The 16,789-nt window shown below is 44.8% G+C and carries 11 protein-coding genes; 6 read left to right on the top strand and 5 right to left on the bottom strand.

The genetic code is table 11. The annotated features are described in order from the left end of the window. The first annotated feature begins 90 nt into the window (after positions 1-90). The 6 genes from ACE04G_RS18295 (at position 91) to ACE04G_RS18270 (ending at position 8,917) form a co-directional block, all read left to right on the top strand. Positions 91-2,598: a WG repeat-containing protein gene (locus tag ACE04G_RS18295; RefSeq protein ID WP_449004920.1), complete on the top strand. Its 2,508-nt coding sequence runs from the start codon at positions 91-93 to the stop codon at positions 2,596-2,598. Between the two features lie 426 nt (positions 2,599-3,024). Next, positions 3,025-4,824, top strand: coding sequence for an ABC transporter ATP-binding protein (locus ACE04G_RS18290; RefSeq protein WP_449004921.1), 1,800 nt, complete (start codon positions 3,025-3,027; stop codon positions 4,822-4,824). Next, the gene (locus ACE04G_RS18285; protein ID WP_449004922.1) at positions 4,821-6,569 is read left to right on the top strand and encodes an ABC transporter ATP-binding protein; all 1,749 of its coding nucleotides are present in this window, start codon (positions 4,821-4,823) and stop codon (positions 6,567-6,569) included. The genes ACE04G_RS18290 and ACE04G_RS18285 overlap by 4 nt, the downstream gene beginning before the upstream one ends. Before the next feature lie 83 nt (positions 6,570-6,652). Beyond that, a complete protein-coding gene (locus tag ACE04G_RS18280; RefSeq protein WP_449004923.1) occupies positions 6,653-7,615 on the top strand; it encodes an ABC transporter substrate-binding protein in 963 nt (320 codons plus the stop codon). Between the two features lie 139 nt (positions 7,616-7,754). After that, the gene (locus ACE04G_RS18275) at positions 7,755-8,219 is read left to right on the top strand and encodes a hypothetical protein (RefSeq protein WP_486094567.1); all 465 of its coding nucleotides are present in this window, start codon (positions 7,755-7,757) and stop codon (positions 8,217-8,219) included. A gap of 299 nt (positions 8,220-8,518) precedes the next feature. Further along, on the top strand, positions 8,519-8,917 hold the full coding sequence (locus tag ACE04G_RS18270; RefSeq protein ID WP_449004924.1) for an RDD family protein: 399 nt from the start codon (positions 8,519-8,521) through the stop codon (positions 8,915-8,917). A 428-nt stretch (positions 8,918-9,345) separates the two neighbouring features. On the opposite strand, the gene ilvD is transcribed toward ACE04G_RS18270, so the two are convergent. The 5 genes from ilvD to ACE04G_RS18245 all read right to left on the bottom strand — a co-directional run bounded on the left by ilvD (position 9,346) and on the right by ACE04G_RS18245 (position 16,787). Further along, positions 9,346-11,037 carry a dihydroxy-acid dehydratase gene (ilvD, locus tag ACE04G_RS18265; RefSeq protein ID WP_449004925.1) on the bottom strand — a complete coding sequence of 564 codons (1,692 nt, stop codon included), beginning with the start codon at positions 11,035-11,037 and terminating at the stop codon, positions 9,346-9,348. A gap of 15 nt (positions 11,038-11,052) precedes the next feature. Continuing rightward, positions 11,053-11,718 carry a GntR family transcriptional regulator gene (locus ACE04G_RS18260; RefSeq protein ID WP_100527506.1) on the bottom strand — a complete coding sequence of 222 codons (666 nt, stop codon included), beginning with the start codon at positions 11,716-11,718 and terminating at the stop codon, positions 11,053-11,055. A gap of 553 nt (positions 11,719-12,271) precedes the next feature. Continuing rightward, on the bottom strand, positions 12,272-14,248 hold the full coding sequence (locus ACE04G_RS18255) for a sigma-70 family RNA polymerase sigma factor (RefSeq protein WP_221821475.1): 1,977 nt from the start codon (positions 14,246-14,248) through the stop codon (positions 12,272-12,274). A 638-nt stretch (positions 14,249-14,886) separates the two neighbouring features. Beyond that, entirely contained in the window at positions 14,887-15,015 is a 129-nt protein-coding gene (locus ACE04G_RS18250) for a hypothetical protein (protein ID WP_449004926.1), read from the bottom strand. Between the two features lie 521 nt (positions 15,016-15,536). Next, positions 15,537-16,787 (bottom strand): MFS transporter, encoded by a 1,251-nt coding sequence (locus tag ACE04G_RS18245; RefSeq protein ID WP_310335781.1) that lies wholly within the window; start codon positions 16,785-16,787, stop codon positions 15,537-15,539. Between the last annotated feature and the right edge of the window lie 2 nt (positions 16,788-16,789).

Here is a 16,789-nt window from a genome sequence, read left to right as displayed (position 1 = left end):
AGTTCAACTTATATAAAATGAATTACATGTCATATCCCGATTTATGACGCATACCATTAGGCGAATGCGGTCATAAGGGAGGAAACTGAGATGTCCATGAGCGAACCGCTGTTAACGCAAATTGTGAATCAACATATTCCGGCTGGTGCAACGGTCGTCACTATTGATAAACCTGTTCAACATCCAGCGATCTATGCGGCCGATCTTACCGGTGACGGTATGCCGGAGATTGCTGCAGTCTATCAGTTGAATGGTGAGCTGTATTTGCTTATTCTGAAATTTGTTCAAGGACATTGGATCAAGATGGCACTAATTAAGGGATTGGGGTATGGGGTGACTTTAATGACTGCTGCCCCTGTAACTTCAACGGCAAGGAACAATCTCATTATCGGTTGGCGGATTGGTTCTATTTGGTCTAAGCTTGCTGTATATGAGTGGACTGAATCAGGGCTCAAAGATCTGGCGCCTGACGATCTATATTATAGCTATGCAGAGATTATAGATATGCCTGGTACACATGGTCGAGATGGCAAGGTGGAGATTGCACTCTGGATTCATGATACAGGGGAAGCCTATCGTGTGGAGATTATCCGATGGCAGAATGGGAAATGGGTTCCTGCACCGGACGTATATGCAACCTATTATCCAAAAGTGGTGCAATATTACGAGCAACTAACCCAGCAATATCCTGATTATATCTTTTACTGGTATTACCTTGCGGATGCTCAGTACCATGCGGGCCAGTATCCTGCAGCACTCGCTTCCGTTCGGAAGGCACTCAGTTTCCCGGAAGCGTATCCTTCCAGAGAAGTACTACAAGAGCTGGAAAAGAAAATTGAGCAGGCGATGGTCCCTATAAGCCATGCCAGGGTAGCAACAAGGTTATATCCAGTCTCCGTTCGAACCACGAGTGGGACGCGTTGGGGGTATATGGATGCCCAAGGGCACATTCGGCTTGAGCCTGTACTGGATGACGCGCAAGAGTTTCAGCCCAATGGATTGGCTGTGGTTGTGAAGGATGGTCGTGCCGGCGTTATTAATCTTCAGGGGCAATATGTCGTTCAACCTGTATACGATTCCATCAATTCCTTTTCCGAAGAACGCGCAATAACAATTGATTCTCAAGGATTTAAGATGATTAATGAACAAGGTACTGTCCTGACCAAACGGGCGTACCCGTATATCTCGAATATGAACGACGGCCGAGCGTTGTTTTACGATTCAAACCCTGGTCAGGCAGATGGATCGATGAGTCGGTACGGTTATCTGGATGCGTCGGGCAATGAGGTGATTCCGGCACAGTTCGCTTCGGCGAATGATTTTCAAGATGGCAAAGCAGTTGTGCAGATTAAGGACAATGAATATGCACTCATTAATCGCAATGGACATCGGCTAGCAACATATCCATATGCCTATGTGGGACCACTAGGGGATGGGCTGTTGGCTTTTCAAAAAGAAGTATCGGGCAAATATGGCTACATCGACGAACGGGGGAATATTCGTATTCAGCCCAAATTTTCATCGGCATTTCCTTTTAACGGCGGCCAAGCGATTGTTAATACAGCGGAGGATTACAAATCGAACTATGGTGTCATTAATGCGGAAGGATCGTTTATTATTCAACCCGCGTTTAATGACATTCGCGAACTAGGCGAGCATAGTTATGCGCTGGGGCAAGCAATTCATCCGGAGCAGCCTTATATTGGCTCTATATACGCGATTGCAGATACTAACGGTAGAAGGCTTACGGAGTTCCTATATCGCGAAGTAGGCAATTACAAAAACGGCCTTGCTTCCGCATCGGATGGAAGACAGACCTATCTGCTGGATCTGAGTGGTAGGCCTGCAGCTGGGTATCCTCATGTTGAAGGTTCGGGTACGCTGGAAGTCGTGGCATCAGATCTGATTAAGGCCTATGTAGATCAGCGCTTATCGTATGTGAATCGAGCCGGACAGATCATCTGGCGGCAAAATACAATCGTTCCACTTCATCCACCGTACCGTGTACGCGAAGAGAAGTACAAACCAAACAGGGACTATCTCGTATATTATCCGCAGGTGGAGGGATTAACGAACCAAGCGGAGCAGCTTGCGCTGAATGCCAAGTTGAAGCAGCTCTCCCAGGTTAAACCGATCCCTGCAGATCAGCAGCTGGATTACACGTATACAGGTGATTTTGATATTACGTTTTATCAGCAGCAATTGCTGCAACTGCAACTCACAGGTTATAACTATCCGGCGGGTGCAGCGCATGGTATGCCTACAATGAGCTATGCGATCATTAATCTGACGAATGGTCGGTTATATGAGCTTAAGGATTTATTTAAACCGAATAGTGACTACGTAAAAGTGTTAAGCCAGATTGTGGGGGATCAGATCAAAAACGATCCTCAATACTTGTATGTGTTTCCGGACACCTATACGGGGATTAGTGCGGATCAGCCGTTTTTTGTTACAGCGGATGCTCTGCATCTCTACTTCAACCCATATGATATCGCACCCTATGCGGCAGGGTTTCCAACGTTTAAAATTCCCTTTCTCCAGATCAAGGACATCATTAATACAGAAGGTTCGTTCTGGAAAGCTTTTCATAGTTGAGTGCCCATTCACAGGTTAAGCGAGGAAGCCATATATCCAATATGGCTTCCTTTTGGATTCAATAGGTGACAGTTTAATGATGTAAGTAACTCCTTCACATATTTATCCATACTAAATGGAAAATATTACGGGAGTTACAGATCAAATAAGTCACATTTATCTATACAAGTAAAAAACGAAAACATTCTCCAACAACACTTCTTTTTCTTGGCGAGAATGTAAATGCTTCACCAGTCATTCTCAAGTTAAGCGACGAGGTCATATGTCCAATATGGTTTATAAGAAGCTGTGAGACAACAATAATCCGTGAAGAGGTATTATTGCTCCGCGAAGAGGTAGTGTTCATTCAGGGCTCTATGAGATATTAATGTGCGTATATAACACTGTGTTACATTGAGAATGATTATTAATATCAGGAGGGGTGAGATGAACAACACGTCTGAAGTGTCCGAACTAATACAAGTAACGAAGGAACGCAAAGGTCTGCTGATTATAGCAAGTATCTTCTCGACCCTGTCGAGTCTGTTGCAGATGGTTCCTTTTGTCGGAGTGTATAAGATCGTTGAGGAACTGCTTACACATGCGGGGCAACCCTCTGCCATGGACAAAGATCTGTTGATCTATTGGGGGATCATCGCGTTCGTAGCCCTGATTGCAGGGCTTGTTGCGCTCTATATCGGGGGGATGTGCTCACACATCGCTGCGTTCAACATTTTGTACCAGCTCAGAGTGAGACTTGCTGAACATGTTGCCAAAGTACCGATGGGCTATCACACCCGGACGGCAACTGGTGAGCTTAAGAAGATCATCGAAGTCAGTGTGGAGAAAATTGAGAAGTTTATCGCCCATCAGTTGCCGGATCTGGTGAGTGCGATCGTTATTCCACTGATGCTCTTGGGATATCTGTTCTGGCTCGATTATCGCATGGCGCTGACGCTTTTGGTTCCGATTGGAATCGGGTTCTGGCTGCAAAGTCGTCTGTTCCGCAGTGAACGAGGCCGTCAGGCTTATCGTGATTTTCAACTTGCCATCGAAGATATGAATGCGACGGGTGTTGAATACGTGAGAGGTATGCCTGCGGTGAAAGTATTTGGCATTACAGCCGATTCGTTTCTGACGTTCAAACAGGCGGTGACGCGGTACCGGGATATTTCGTTGAGAATAACAGATTTGTGTAAAACATCCTACGGGCTGTTTTTTGTAATCATGATCTCGTTATTTACCTTCATCGTTCCGGTGGGTATTCTGCTGTCGAGTGGAAATGCGGGGAATCAGTCGTTTGCGATCACGTTTATTCTGTTTCTGATCATTACCCCGAGTCTATCTGCTCCGTTATTGAAGTTAATGTATCTGGGTAGTGGGATGCGAGAGATTGTGGAAGGACAGAAACGGATAGAATCGGTGTTTGCCGAGCCGGTTGTACAAGAACCTGAGTTGCCTAAAGTTCCGGATACATATGAGGTTGCCTTTCGGCAGGTATCTTTTGCTTATGAACGTAAGGAGAGCGAAGCATATAAACCTGTACTTGAACAGATTGATTTTGTAGCCAAAGCAGGAGAAATGACCGCACTTGTCGGACCTTCTGGTGGGGGGAAGTCAACCATTGCGAATCTATTACTTCGTTTCTGGGATGTTCAGGAAGGTGAGATTACGATTGGTGGGATTCCGATTCAGGAGATGGGTACGGAGAAACTGATGGATACCGTGTCCTTTGTATTTCAGGATGTACATCTGTTCTACGATACGATTGAAGAGAATATTCGGATGGGCAATACATCAGCTTCACGGCTGGACGTTATAGCTGCGGCTCAAACTGCTTGCTGTCATGAATTTATTGAGAAACTGGATGCCGGATATGACACCAAAATCGGAGAAGGCGGTACGTATCTATCTGGCGGTGAAGCACAGCGAATTGCAATTGCACGAGCACTGCTTAAAAATGCTCCCATTCTGGTCCTGGATGAAGCGACGGCCTACGCGGATGCAGAGAATGAGCACAAGATCCAGCAAGGTCTGGCCCAATTGGTTCAAGGCAAAACGGTATTGATTATTGCTCATCGTCTAACAACGATTCGTGCAGCAGAGCAAATTCTCGTGATCCGACAAGGGGCAATTGCCGAGCGTGGGACACATGATCAATTGCGTGCATTAGGCGGAGTATATGAGCACATGTGGCAGACCCATATCAGTGCAGCTTCCTGGAAGCTTGGAGGTGCAGTGCAATGAAGAATTATTTATACAATATATCTGGGGGTAACCCTCGTAGTCTGCTTCCTTCGGTAATTGCAGCGATTCTGGACGGGATTGCAAAGATTGTTCCTGCGGCGCTGCTTGTGGACATATTTAATACGATCTATACGTCTTTTGCTGAACCGGACAAAGGACTGGATATCAACCGAATGTGGATTGTATGCTGCATCTTGTTTGTCTGGATTCTGGTGGAGTATGCGGCTTACGCCTCACTCTATGACAAGACCTATCGGGCAGCATACAGCCTTGCGGCCTCAGGAAGGTTGAAGTTGGCCGAACATATTCGCCATCTGTCGCTAGGTTTTTTCGGAAAACGTGATCCTGGGGATCTGACGAATCTAATCCTGAGTGATTATGGTCAGGTCGAGCATACGATCTCTCACAATCTGTCGCAGCTGATCAGCGCGATTGTGCTTCCGGTGCTTGCTTTTGGCGGACTTCTGTTGGTGGATTGGAGAATGGCCGTAGCTATGTTTATTGCCGTTCCCTTAGGTGTGGCGCTGTTATGGCTTACGGATTCGATTCAGGCACGACTGAGTGAGAACCATGTTCGAGCCAAAAACGAAGCCGCCAGTCGGCTGCAGGAGTACCTGAGCGGTATTCGTGAGATTAAGGCCCACAATATGGGGGGCAAACGTTTTGAGCGGCTACGTCGTTCTTTTGACGAATTGAAATCGGCTTCCATTCGGTTGGAAGGCATCATGGGACCGATGATCATGGGAGCGATGTTGCTTGCACGATCAGGAATGACATGGATGATTCTGGTGGGCAGTTATTTGCTTGCAGGCGGTGAGTTGTCCTTACCGGTATTTCTGTTATTTTTGCTGGTAGGTACGAAGGTATTTGAACCGTTAACGGTTGTACTGATGAGTTATGGGGAGATGCGGTACTCCGCATATAGTGCAAGGCGCATTATGGATGTGCAGCAGGAAGCTCCGATGGCAGGAAAGGGAGATGTACAGCCCAATCAGGCGATTTCATTTGACAAGGTGACCTTTGGATATGATGATCAGCAGCCGGTGTTGAAAGACTTGTCGTTTACGATTGAGCCGCATACCATTGCTGCGCTGGTTGGCCCATCCGGTAGTGGTAAGAGTACAGTCACACGTCTCATTGCCCGCTTCTGGGATGTACAGCAAGGAACGATTCGCATTGGCGGCAGACCCGTTGATCAGATGGACCCCGAGAAGCTGTTGCAGGATATCTCTGTGGTCTTCCAGGACGTGTATCTGTTCCAGGATACAATCGGCAACAACATTCGTGTAGGAAAGAAAGGCGCTACGCAATTCGAGATTGAGGAGGCGGCACGGAGAGCTTGTTGTCATGCATTTATCTCCAGTCTGCCTCAGGGATACGATACGCTCGTTGGTGAGGGTGGATCGACGTTATCTGGTGGGGAGAAACAGCGGATTTCCATTGCACGTGCCTTGTTGAAAAATGCATCGATCGTCTTGCTTGACGAAGCCACCGCTTCACTTGATCCGGAGAACGAAGCCGCGGTGCAGCAAGCGATTAATGAGCTTGTGGCCGACAAGACGGTCATTTTGATTGCACACCGATTAAAGACCATTCAGAATGCCGATCAGATCCTTGTATTGGACCAAGGTCAGCTCGTAGAGCAAGGAACTCATGCGCTTTTGTTAGATCACTCAGGCATCTACGCTCGGTTGTGGCAATTACAACAGGATGCAGAAGGCTGGCAGGTAAAAGTGAACGGATAATGAGTTCGATGAGATAGATAAAGTAACTGAAGCAAATAAGCCTAATGTGGCTATTGAACTGACATAAAAGGAGAATGACAACGATGTTTAAGCGAATTCCTGTATGGATTGCACTATGCTGTATGCTTACCTTGGCGGCCTGTGGAACGGCCCAGACCACCAGTGAAGTGGCCAGCTCCTCAGAGGGAACTGCACAAGCAACGACCAAAGTGATTACCAATCCAAATCGAGAAGAGATTACAATTCCCTTGAGCCCGGAGCGCATTGTCGATCTATCCGGCTCGACAGAAGAGCTATTAATCCTTGGCAAAACGCCTGTAGCGACGATGAGCGCTGATTATGGTAATCCGGAGGAAATCACACCAACCATTAAGGATCAGCTGAGTGCAGATACTGTTAATCTGGGCTGGTATGGTTCACCGTTCAGTATTGAAGCAATAGCAGGAGCCAATCCGGACCTGATTATTCTGGGAAAGGATTTTAACACGGATCAATATGAAACTTTATCTAAAATAGCACCTACAATTGCATTGCCTTACTCTTACTATGATTGGAGAGAACGCCTGACATTCTTGGCAGATACGTTTGGAGACGAAAGCAAGAAAGATGGATATCTGGCCAAGTATGATGCGAAATCTGCAGAGTGGAAACAAAAGCTGGAGGCGGCTGTAAATGGTGAATCCTTTGCCGTAATCGAGACATATCCAAACAACCTGGTCATCTATTCCAATAAAGGGGCAGCTGAGATGTTATACGGCGAATGGGGCCTCAAGCGTACAGAGGGTATCCCTGATCCAGAGGGCTGGGGAGGCAAAGAGATCGCTTTAGAGGCTCTAGTTACCGTTAATCCGGATCGTCTGCTGTTGATGGAGAATAGTGAGAATAAGATGGTAGACAGTAAGGTGTGGAATAACATGAACGCCGTGAAGAATGGCAAGATTTACAAAATCTCCAATGTCGATAATTACAATTATTCGTATACAGCGATGGGTAGAATGGAGCTTATGGACCGCCTGGGTACGATGATTCTGGAAGGCCAGAAGTAGTTGTTGGATTAGAGCAATTCATGATGGATTAACTTTAACTTTTAACAAAACTTAATAACGCCTATGTGTAATTGTGTAATTTGTTCGAAATCATGTAACTTGAGCGGTTCTGGCTGCGTTTAAACATTGGGGTGATCTGATGTTGGTGAACGCGGTTCAACGGTACATGGTATTAGGACTGATATTTATCGGGATCTTCTTTACAGCACTCATCGTGCTTGAGAGGCTTGAAGGATACCATATTACAACGACAGAGTATTACGGCTTACGTAATCTAGGGGGCTTGATATATATATTGTCGCTCATCCTGGGATTCGGTCAATATTTAGTCGCTTTTTATGTTGTTATTTTTAGCCCGATCTCATGGCTGCTGCGGAAATATGTACGCTTTCCTATGGTGAGAACTTTCATATATATGATTGGGTTTGGATGGGGCGGGCTATGGGTTTTTGATCTCATGTACAATCCATATTTCGTGAGTGGATACCATCTGAACCAAATGACATCGATATGGATATTTGCCATCGCCGGTTTAGTCTACGCCAGTGTGGAGAATAAGATTTGGCGAAGAGGGCAGATGCAGAACGAACAGAAGGCTATTTAACAAATGTTGAGTAGCTTTCTCGGTTTACATAATTATTATGGTGTTTTCATTGGGGAATCAGTTAGAAAGGATTATGTAAGAGTAAGTAGTGAACATGAACAGCGGTTAAGTTAATTCGATAGTTTGTTATAAAATTCACAAGGGATGCGAGTAAAATGAAATAGGAGTTTTATCGTAAAAAGGTAAAATTTTCTGTTATACTATTTGAGTTGTGTACATAAAGTTAGATATTTTAATGAAGGGAGTTCATGAAGTAAATTAGCCGTTTAGTTTAAAATTGTAGTTTGGAGGAAAGCATTTTGTATAAAGCAGGTTTTTGGATTAGATTAGCAGCAAGTGTGTTGGATAGTCTTATTATTTCAATTCCATTAGTAATTATTGCAGGTGTGCTTACGGGTAACTTCGATGCGGATGAGCCGATTGCCAAACTGCTTAGTGCGTTATACTCAATTTTATTACCAGTTTACTGGTATGGTCGAACCATAGGGAAACGTATATGTGGAATTCGTATACGCCAATACGACACACACGAACCGCCAAAAATTGGTACAATGCTGATGCGAGTTGTTGTAGCTGGACTTGTGTACGTATTAACTTTGGGTATCGGAGTTATTGTGAGTGCTTTTATGGTCGGTTTGCGTGAGGATCGACGTGCGATTCATGACTTCGTAGCAGGAACAGAAGTAGTTTGGGATTAATCGGATTAAAGTCAGGTAGAAGTAAAAAAAAAGGCTGCACAGAGTTAAAAATCATGTGCAGCCTTTAAAAACATTATTACTGTTTCACAAAACTCGTATTTTGTACATATGTATATAGGCCTTTCCTTAAAACAAAAAGCCGCCGCGAACCTGCCTGCTATTCGTAGCGAACCCCCAATTAATGAAAGTCGAGAAACGGTACAAGCAAAAATACACCCCCTAGAATTTCATCGGCTAAACTCAGGGGTTTTTCCAATGTCTATTCTAGGGGGGTGCACTTCATTTTCAAATGATGAAACTAAATTCTTCATCTTTTTCTTGCGACATTCTTGATCTAAAGCTGGCGTTTTGTTGTTTAGCGCGCTTCATGCATTCGTTGTAGTAGCTTCTCCCCTCCCATTTTATATGTAGCATCAATGTTTAATTGTCTATTCCATCAAATCTGTTACTGCACCTCTTGAAGCAGAGGAAACTAATTTAGCATATTTGGCAAGTACACCGGATTTCACTTTCAGTGGCGGTTGTACCCAAGCTTGCGCTCGAGCGGCCAACTCTTCCTCTGGCACTTCAACCTTAATTTCCTGAATGTCGCTATCAATGGTGATAATATCTCCATTTTGGAGCAAAGAGATCGGTCCACCTACTTGTGCCTCAGGGGATACATGGCCGACTACAAATCCATGCGAGCCACCCGAGAACCTACCATCTGTTATGAGAGCAACTTTCCCACCGAGACCTTTCCCTACAATGAGTGCTGTAACGGAAAGCATCTCAGGCATACCTGGTCCACCCTTCGGTCCACAATAGCGTATGACCAATATGTCCCCTTCTTGAATTTCATCATTCATGATCGCTTCTGTCGCTTCATCTTCGCTATCGTACACCTTTGTCGGTCCGGAAAACCGTTGTATCTTCATGCCTGACATTTTGGCAACAGCGCCTTCAGGAGCTAGGTTTCCTCGAAGCACAACCAGTGGTCCATCTGGTTTAAGCGGATTATTGAGTGGACGTATAATCTCTTGATCATTCTGAAGTGGAGCAGCTTCCACTAAATTCTCCGCCAACGTTTTACCAGTTACGGTGAGGCAATCCCCATGAAGTAATCCCTCAGCGAGCAATAGCTTCATTACCCCGGAAACACCACCAATATCATTCAAATCCTGCATGACATACTGACCACTTGGCTTCAGATCTGCCAAATGAGGAACACGCAAGCGAATTCGTTCAAAATCATCCAAGGTCAAATCCACTTCTACGGAGTGCGCAATAGCTAGCAGATGGAGAAATGCGTTGGTTGATCCCCCTAGAGCCATAACAACGGTGATCGCATTCTCAAATGCTTTCTTCGTCATAATGTCTCTTGGGTAGATTTCCTGTTCAAGAAGTGAGATGACCTGCTTACCGGCTGCTTCGCATTCCAATGCTTTATCCGCTGAGATAGCTGATGTCGAAGAAGAACCAGGTAAACACATACCCATTGCTTCTGCAGCTGCGGCCATCGTATTAGCGGTATACATCCCCCCACAAGCCCCTGGACCTGGACAAACACTGCATTCGACCTTATGCAATTGTTCGTCTGTTATTTTTCCATCTTGATATTGCCCAACGGCTTCAAAAGCTGAAACGATATCCACTTTTTTACCGTCGAGATTACCAGGTTGAATGGTTCCTCCATATACATAAACAGAAGGAATATTCATCCGTCCAATAGCCATCAAACATGCAGGCGTATTCTTGTCACACCCACCGATTGCAACAACGCCGTCAAAACGCTCGGCTCCGGTCACAATTTCAATCGAATCAGCTATAGCTTCCCGACTTGGTAGCGAGAACAACATCCCGCCATGCCCCATCGAGATCCCATCAGAAACGGTAATCGTATTAAAAATTAGTGGAGCACCGCCGTTATTACGTGCGCCCCGCTTAGCTTGCACCGCTAAATCATTGATGTGCATATTACACGGTGTTACTTCACTCCACGTACTTGCTATTCCGATCATTGGCTTTTTAAAATCCTCATCTTGAAATCCAACTGCACGCAGCATCGCTCTGTTCGGTACCCGGTTAGCACCTTCACTGATTACCTTGCTTCGAATGCGAAGATCTTTTTTATTTTCCATGTTTCTTCCCTCATTTCAAAGTATTTCGTTCAGTTCCTGCATCGGTCGAATAAAATTTTGTTTCATTAAATTATGGGCATCGTTGCTATTTTTGCCTTCAAAAGCTTTAATAATCTGATCATGTTCTTCAACTGAAGCTAGTGTAGCCGTAATAGGTTGTTTTAAAAATACGTATTTAAATCGCCTAATGTGAATCTGAAGAGATGTATTAAATGTAGCTACATAAGGATTATCTGAGAGCTCCACAATATAATTATGAAATTGCTCATCCACCTCCATAGCCTGATAAACTTGTCCATTTTTAATAGAACTTGCGAATTCCAAATTTATGGATCTTAGTTTCTCGATCTGTTCTGGAACAATAGTTTGGGCGGTGATTTCAGCAGCTAAGGCCTGAAGAGCAGCCATCGTTGAATACATCTTAAAAATATCGTTTTTCTCAATATTCGTTACTTTTGTTTCTTTTCCTGGATGCATGGACACGAGGCCTTGAACTTCGAGTAACTGAAATGCCTCCCGAATCGGTGTCCGGCTGACTCCAAGCGATTCAGCCATTTCCGCATCAATAAGCTTTTCACCTGGTTGCAGTGTTCCATCAATAATCCATCGCTGAATCTGAGAAAACGCTCTTTCTTTTGCGGACATACGGACTGGTAAGGAAAAATCTTTAGGTATTGGCATTGTTTTCATCCTCATTACAATTATTCTTATATGCAATATATCGCATACACGATCGAGAAGCAATTATTATTTCATTTACTCGCTCAATTAAGTTTATCGAGATAACTACCTTTTTTTATTGAGAGTTTGAGACAAAAAAGAAAGACTATAATTTAAGAGTCTTTCTTTGAGAAATGTTACATAAGTAATATATTTTAATGTGAATGTTCTTATATAAAATTATTTGGTACTAATGAGGGCTTATGTACTTTTTATTTTAGTACACATCTAATCGGCAATCGGACGATGTTCTTGTCCATTACGGTAATCGGTACAAGTTCTTGTCCCTCGACATGAGTTTGTAGCTTTAACTCCCACCCCTCCGTCGTATAATCTATCTAAAACGCCGAACTCATATTCCGAGTTCGGCGTTTTTAAAATTCAATGGTCACAATTAATATGCCGGTTTGATCGACTCTCGCATCCTCCAGATTCATGAATTTATGCCCTTTGTCTAAATAATGGCAAATGAATGCCTTCCAGCCCTTAGTTTCGGGCTAGATATTTTTGTTTGTCAGTAAAAAGTATTTTCGTATAACTTCCCCGTATGCGCATCAAGCACTTCGGGCGTCCGCTCGTGCTCGCTACCAATCATTCGATACACTAGTTCGTACGGTGCCTCTTCCGGCCGAGCATTGTGCATCCGTTCCCATTGCAGACGCAGCTTGGCCTGTGCCGTCCATCGGAGGATGGCTGTCTGGTAATCAAATGAAGGCACGGTCTCCAGCTTCTTTAACTGTTCTGGCCTTATGGAGGGGGACATCAAACTTTTGACCCTCCCATTAGAGCGGTCAACAGCTAGTTGATAGCATTCATCCCTGACAGATACGTCTTGAACATATACACCAAAGCGAATGATTTCCAAACGATCTTCGTCGTCGGTCTCTTCAGTTAGAAGCTTGAGATACGGCAACATTTCGGCTGCTAGTCCTCGGACATAGTCCATAGCTACTTCTATACATGCGTCTCGATCCCAGGTTAATGGAGCTAGTTGATCTGGCTTACCATGCGAAACAAAGTCAATCAGTTGTCCGGATTGGCTGTCTACTCGCGCCTTGACTGCTCCCTCCATCTGATCAGCCCAATAGGCCTTCCAAGACCGGTCATTCTTGGCTGGACGCTCTTCATTCTGTTGCTTCCACACCATCAACTTGGTGTTCGAGCCAATATTGTCGTCTTGTACTAACTGAAATTGGTCGTTGTCTACGCCAATCCACTCTTCTAGGCTTCGTGCGGGCGGGAACTCACCTGGCCACTCGTCCAGAGTTCTTGGGTCAGAGGGGACAGCTTCTGCCCTATAGGCTGTCGGAACTTCCTCCTGTGATGATGCAGTATAGATTAGCCCTCTACTTCGGGGGGCGTAAACAAGATGGACCTGATCGTCACCATCCGTGTACACGGCTTTGTCCAATACGCAATATTCCACATGTAGCAAAAAATTCGCCTTCAGACACGCCATCTGTTCCTCTTCTGGTGTGATCATGGTTGGGAGTGCTGGCCCTGGAACGGTTCCGTAGTACCTAAATCCGACCACGCGACCGCTGGGGTGAACCATAATCAGGCATCCAGTCTCAGGAAGCGGCAGCCCCATCGCCTTCTGCTGTCGTGTGTACCCAAACATCCCTTCCATCCACTCCATCTCACAATACGGAAAATCACGCAGTGCGCCGGGATAATGATCTTCCAGGAATTGCACTGCCTGCTGTTTGAGCTCCTCCTCAGATATCCGTGTCTCGTTGTCCAATGAGGCCCAGGAAATGGCATAGTCTAGCAAGTTGCCGTCCCTGGAGAGCGTGGCAGAAACGGCGTCATCACTCCCCGTTTTAACCCATAAGAATCCCGCTTCTCCCTTCCGTGTTCCCCTCATGGTGTTCTCTTGATAGTCATTGACGATCAGATCATAATCCGGTGAAACGGCAAACTGGTGCTCTGCCTGTTGTCTTAACTGCAGGCGTAATGTATCCAGGTCTCGTTCGAGAAAATCTTGAGCCATTTCGTTGCGCAAATGTTCCAGCCCCTTCCGTAATTGTGTTTTTACAGTACCTAATGGCATATCCAGGAGATGGGCGATTTGCTGCTGGGTCAGGTCCTTCTTATATTTTAAGAAAAGGAGCTGACGCAGCTTCGGATTCAGACTGGCCAATGCACGCTCCAGATCCAGGGTTTGATCGATATCATTAACGACCAATGGCTCTTGCGCCTGCGGGTCTTCGCTCAGGTGAACACGCTTGGATTTCTCCAAATGATTGAGCGCCCGGTTCACCACAATTCTGGTAAGCCAGCTCTCAAACGCTTCGGCTTGCTGCAGCGTTTGCAGTGACTCATAAGCCTTAACCAGGGCATCCTGAACGATATCCTCCGCATCTTTGGACTCCCGTACATAATGGCGAGCCACTCGGTGCAGCTTATCCGTTCGATCCTTTATAAGAGAAACGAAGGCATCGTGATCTCCGTTTTGTGCGGCGTTGATTTGTTGCTGTGCATCGATCATTGTCGTTCACCTCCTGTTATATAGACAGCTAACTCGGGGGTTTGGATTTAATTAATGTAACATTATTCTTATAGTTGTTCCCAAATAAGTGCATATGCTGATTATTTAGATATACACCTAATCGGCAATCGGTGTCTATGTTCTTGTCAATTCCGGCAATCGGTACAAGTTCTTGTCCTTAGCTTGGGACAAGAACTTGTACCGATAAAATAAAAAAGCTGCTAAAATAGCGACTTCAATGGGAATATGTTCGTGTCCCTCGACAGCTTAGCAACTTATGCTTATCACTTTTATTGTTCATGAAAAGCATTGCAGCTTTTAGTGGTGTGTACGATTTCATCGACTGAATATCTCCTTTAGCACTTTCATGCTGATTAGGACATTCGAATTTATTAAGTATCGATTCATCACTTAAATGATAATACTCAATGCTGCTGGAAGAACTGCTCTCATCAAAATTGTATTTAAAAGCAACATTGGGAAAAGACTGATCCCTCATTTTCTCAATTTCATGCCAAGATGGTACGCTAATTTCTTTACTCCTCTTCCCTGCAATCTCTAACCAAGTACAGAAGAAATTTTCACTGAACAGCTTTAATTGAACCATCCGTTCTGTTTATTTCTATGATAGTAACGAGTTACTGTATCATCTTTTCGTTAATGTATCCCGTTTTGTCTAAAAGGTCATCCATATCCATGCCATTATCAGCTTCAATTACCGTATCTCCTATTGGATTAGATATTGTAGGTAAATATTGATTTGTCATTGTTTTCGTTCCTTCGTTTATACAATTATCTTTTATTCTTAGGTGGCAGGATCAATATATAATTATCGAGCCCAACCATCAAGTTATTTGAAGCCAAGATTTTATGGAAACTATTACTGAAAGAACGCAAAAAAAAGATGCAATCTTCAAAGTGGAATTGGTCACAAGGAGACGATTAAACCTGTGGAAATGAGAAATCAGGCTGCACTTATTGTAAAATTATGCTGCTCCTGTTGTGATTCAAGGAAATACGTATTCATATTTCATCTTATGGGCTGATCAAAATCACTTGATTTCACTGGGAAAGACTCTTACTTTTATTTAAGGTAAACATTATACCGATATGTAATTATTAATAACTCATACATGAAAAAGGGAGCAAAACGAAATCATTGTTTTGCACCCAGCAGGATTGTGGATATTAGCGAGAAGTAAGCTTAACCACATCAGGGAATGAAGAAGAACCGATCACTTCTTCATGGTCGGCTCTTCTTCATTAAAATTTTATAAGTATCGCGAAATTATGTCTCTTGTGCAATATGTGCGTTATCCGGCGCTTTTTGGTTCATGATCGGAACCATGACCAGTGCGCCAAGAAGAAATAATAATCCTGCACCGCCATAGATCGTCCCCAGTGAAAAGGCATCCTTTAACGCGCCAGCGAAAGACATGGAAACGACCATCATGCCAACGAACATCGGATTCAGAACCCCATTCACCCGGCCGACAATCGAAGCCTCTGACCATTTCAGAATCATTGTGCTGATCCCAATATGAATGCAAGGGAAAACAAGTCCATTCAGAAATTGAACGGTCAGGGTGAGCGGTACGCTTGTCGAATACCCTACAATGGCTGTGCAGACTGCGCCTGCGATCATACCTATCGCTAGAAGAATCTGCGGCGGAACCCGTTTGGCGAAGACGGCTACGATACCGCCACCAATCAGCATAGCTGCACCATTTACCATCAGCAGATATTGCAGGAACTCCTCGCTCCTGCCCAGCCGCTCCGTTACGATAAACAGGTTGAGTGCTTGGGCTACGCCAACAGCGAGTCCCGCGAGAATAAACGCAAGTCCGAGCATCCGCAGTACTTGGCTTTGCCAAACATAGCGGAAGCCTTCAATGAATTCTTTACGGAACTGCCCTTTTACAGCGACGGTTTGAGCTTGCATATTATCCTCTGGCAGACGAATAAGAACGAGTGCGGAGAGCAGAAAAACCACACCCATGACAGCGATCGATATTTCAAGGCCAAAAGTGCTGTAAACCAAGGTTCCGAGCATAGGACCAAGCACCATGAAGATGGCCATCAGCGATTGGAATAGAGCCATCCCTTGCTGCAGCTGTTCTTCCGGCACATGATACTTAAACAATCGCATGCTTGAAGGTTGGGAGAACTGCGAAAGAATAGCCGAGATGAATGCGACAAGGTAGACGGAGTGCCAAGAACCGTAATGTATGGTCAGAAGTACTACGAATACCGATACCGCGGATAATAAATCGCACCAGATCATCGTTCGCTTCGGCCGCCAGCGGTCGGCAAATGTACCTCCGATGAACGAAAAAACAAAAATTGGCGCGAATTCTGCTACGCTAATTAGCGAAATGGCGTATGGATCATTGTTTGTTCTATCCGCAACGTACAGGAGAATAGCGAAATTACGGACCCAGATGCCAACCTGCAGGAGCACGCTTGATAATAAAATCGTCTGCAGGAACCGATTGCGAAACAGGCTTGGCGCATTGGTGCTTTTTTCGTCCCTATTCAATC

The organism is Paenibacillus sp. AGC31 (genome assembly GCF_057334655.1).
Note: the sequence above shows the minus strand (reverse complement) of the source record. Positions and strands in the feature narration are given on the sequence as shown.

What these genes read in the sequence shown, in the direction of transcription:
- ACE04G_RS18295 (WP_449004920.1), top strand. Translation starts at nt 91, where the DNA reads ATGTCCATGAGCGAACCGCTGTTAACGCAAATTGTGAATCAACATATT.
- ACE04G_RS18290 (WP_449004921.1), top strand. Translation starts at nt 3,025, where the DNA reads ATGAACAACACGTCTGAAGTGTCCGAACTAATACAAGTAACGAAGGAA.
- ACE04G_RS18285 (WP_449004922.1), top strand. Translation starts at nt 4,821, where the DNA reads ATGAAGAATTATTTATACAATATATCTGGGGGTAACCCTCGTAGTCTG.
- ACE04G_RS18280 (WP_449004923.1), top strand. Translation starts at nt 6,653, where the DNA reads ATGTTTAAGCGAATTCCTGTATGGATTGCACTATGCTGTATGCTTACC.
- ACE04G_RS18275 (WP_486094567.1), top strand. Translation starts at nt 7,755, where the DNA reads ATGTTGGTGAACGCGGTTCAACGGTACATGGTATTAGGACTGATATTT.
- ilvD (WP_449004925.1), bottom strand. Translation starts at nt 11,037, where the DNA reads ATGGAAAATAAAAAAGATCTTCGCATTCGAAGCAAGGTAATCAGTGAA.
- ACE04G_RS18260 (WP_100527506.1), bottom strand. Translation starts at nt 11,718, where the DNA reads ATGCCAATACCTAAAGATTTTTCCTTACCAGTCCGTATGTCCGCAAAA.
- ACE04G_RS18255 (WP_221821475.1), bottom strand. Translation starts at nt 14,248, where the DNA reads ATGATCGATGCACAGCAACAAATCAACGCCGCACAAAACGGAGATCAC.
- ACE04G_RS18250 (WP_449004926.1), bottom strand. Translation starts at nt 15,015, where the DNA reads ATGACAAATCAATATTTACCTACAATATCTAATCCAATAGGAGATACG.